The 2,673-nt window shown below is 56.2% G+C and carries 3 protein-coding genes; 1 reads left to right on the forward strand and 2 read right to left on the reverse strand.

What is annotated here, in order from left to right:
* Nucleotides 1-1,163: cell wall-binding repeat-containing protein (locus MVO87_RS10115; RefSeq protein ID WP_297553048.1), on the forward strand; the 1,163-nt coding region annotated here is incomplete at its 5' end.
* Here the strand turns inward: MVO87_RS10115 and MVO87_RS10120 are convergent.
* Both MVO87_RS10120 and MVO87_RS10125 read right to left on the reverse strand, forming a co-directional pair.
* Nucleotides 1,164-1,523 carry a ribonuclease P protein component 4 gene (locus MVO87_RS10120; protein ID WP_297553050.1) on the reverse strand — a complete coding sequence of 120 codons (360 nt, stop codon included), beginning with the start codon at nucleotides 1,521-1,523 and terminating at the stop codon, nucleotides 1,164-1,166. It abuts the gene before it with no gap.
* A 1-nt stretch (nucleotide 1,524) separates the two neighbouring features.
* The coding region (locus tag MVO87_RS10125) for a hypothetical protein (RefSeq protein ID WP_297553052.1) at nucleotides 1,525-2,673 on the reverse strand (1,149 nt) is incomplete at its 5' end.

Genomic DNA, 2,673 nt, shown 5'->3' on the forward strand with positions numbered 1-2,673 from the left:
GTAAGAAGTTGGTGGCAGTCCTGTTCGGACTGCTTATGATTGGAATGACCTTCAGCGTTGGCGGTGCCTCGGCAGAAGAGACCCTTACAGTGATACTCGTCAGCGATAACAGCGCGGACAGCGCGATAGCGCAGTACCTGGCCAACCTGACAGGTGCAGTTATCGTGACCACAACCTGGGGAACCTACGACCCAAACGTAACAGCTGAAATACTGGGCTACGCTCCAGACCAGGTCATAATAGTAGGTGGCCCCTGTGCTGTCGTTGATGAGTACATTACCGACCTTGAAGAGTACAACATAACGGTTTACCGCTGGTGGGGGGCCAACAGGTACGAGACGAACCTCGCTGTCATGGGCAATGCCAGCAAGCTCCTTGGAATTAAGTTCAACTCAACAGTCGTTGTTGCTGGAAACGACAGCCTCGCAATACAGACCGCCTTTAAGCTTGCCCTTAAGAACCGCGCTCTCATACTCTACGTTAACCACTCCACCAACGTCACAACGCTAATCAAGAGGTTTAAGGTAAATAATACCGTCGTCGTTAGGGGAAGGGCATCCGAGAAGGTCATGGAGAACCTCGCTAAGGGGCTTGAGAAATGCAACTGCACCGTTAAAGAGGTCAGGGCAAATGTCACCAGGGAGCACGTGGAGAGAATCCTTGAGCAGGTTCGCGAGAGACTCCTGAAGGTTGAGGAGATAGCCAACATGACGAACTCCACCGAGCTCATGGAGCGCGTCGAAGAGCTCTCCCAGCTCATTGAAGAGGCAAACCAGAGCCTCCAGAGCGGGGACTACACTAAAGCTTACCAGCTCGCCCTCAAGCTTCAGGTGCTCAGCGAGTTCACCCTCAGGGATGCCCGCCTCGAACTAATCAACGCCCTGAAACTGAGCGGAAGGCTCAGTCTGGAACTTGAACTTAAGAAACTCCAGCTCCAGCTCTCAATCCTTGAGGAGGCCGGCGTTGACGTGAGCGCCGTCAGGGAAATCCTCGACAAAGCGGGGGAGGCTCTCAAGGCCGGGAACTACAGTGTTGCAAGGGTTCTCTTGAGGGACGCGAGGAAGGCCCTTAGGGAGCTGTACGTGAAGAACAGGGGAGCGATTAGGGTGCACGTAGGAGTTCACTTTCCGCCGGGACAGCCTGGAAGGGGCAGGAGGGGCTGATTAGGTCTTTTCCCTCCTTTTCTCCTTCTTCTCCCGCAGGTACGGGTAGCGCATTATGTGCCCGCAGTTGAGGCACTTTATGACGACGTGCGGATAGGGTTTGCTCCTCAGCCTAACCCTTGCGTTCACCCCGGGCACGAGAAACGAATGACAGCGTTTGCAGTAGCGACGCTTCCACTTTCTCGGGAGTCTTATCTTGGCCTTCTGCTGGACGGCAAGGGCTATCTCAACGTACCTGTTCGCCAGCTCTGGGCTGTATGGAAAAACCCTCTCCGCGAGGGTGAAGAGAGTCTCAACGCGCTCCCTCGCTATTTTCTTCTTCTCCCTCTGCTCCTTCTTCCTCAGGAACTTCTTCCCCACGCTACCACCTCACCAGCTTCAGCTTTCCGGGAAACGGTTCGTAGAGGTAGCCCTCGCGGAGTAGCTTCTCAAGGGTCTCCCCCGCGTGCTCCCTCCTGAAACCGGCCTCGATGAGGGCCTTTAAGAACTCCTCTCTCGTGACCGTGCCGTCAATTGATGTCGCCTCGAGGTCTTCAAAGATTCTGACGCCAATCTCCGCCACCCGGGAGTTTCCTATGTAGCGCTCGTACTCCCTCAGGAGCCTCAGCTTTTCCCTGTCGGGAAGTTCGTTTATCCACGTGTCGGTTATCTCCTGGTACAGCCCGAGCAGGTCGCTTATGAGGCCCCTTCCGAGTTTTCCCTCGAAGCGTCCCATCGCGCCGAGAAGCCTCGCCCCGAGCCTGTATCTGAGCCCGACGTTAAATACCTTGCCCGAGAGAGTTAAAGCATCGAAGAGCTCCCCATATTCGTTCCGGTTTCTCATCAGAAAAGCCTCAAAGCGGTAGCGGTAGTCCTCCATCTCACCGAGGTTTAAAACTCCAACGCGCCTTCTGGCGACCATGACTGTGGCGACGATGTTAGGAATAAGCTCCTCAAGCTCGCGGTTTCGCTCGTAGGCAACGTCCTCGGTTATTACGAGCGGGGCCTCTCCAAGAGTTGCGGTTTCGTCCTCGGGCTTCATAACGAGCCTCGGGCTGAGAAAGCCTGCGCTCTTTTCCTGGAAGTGCTCCTCCGCCCACTTGGGCACCGGTCTGGGCCTCTTCAGCATGGTTCTCGTGTGGGGGACGTAGTAGGCCAACTTCGCCCTCGGTCTCGCGAACCTGAAGTCGAGGCCCAAGAAATCGTCGTCGAACTCCACCCATCTGTCCCGCCTGAGCTTCAGCTCCTCCGGGAGGAGTGAGTGGAGGTATTTCAACGCCTCCCAGAGTGAGAGAACCGAGCGCTCGCGCTCTCCTTTAAAGGCTGAGAACGTCACCCCCTCCCCCCAGTTCCCCGCTCCTATGACTGTCGGGGCGCTCAGGAGCGCGTATATTATCGCCCTTTCCGTCTCGTAGTTCGCGTAGACCGTGCTTGAAATGAGGCTCTCAAGCTCTCTCCGGCTCAGCGTATAGCCCTCGTAGCGGAGCCAGCGGTTCTCGTAGGGGGTTTCCTTCAGCTCGATGACGCGGAG

The organism is Thermococcus sp., from assembly GCF_027063845.1.
Taxonomy (GTDB): domain Archaea; phylum Methanobacteriota_B; class Thermococci; order Thermococcales; family Thermococcaceae; genus Thermococcus.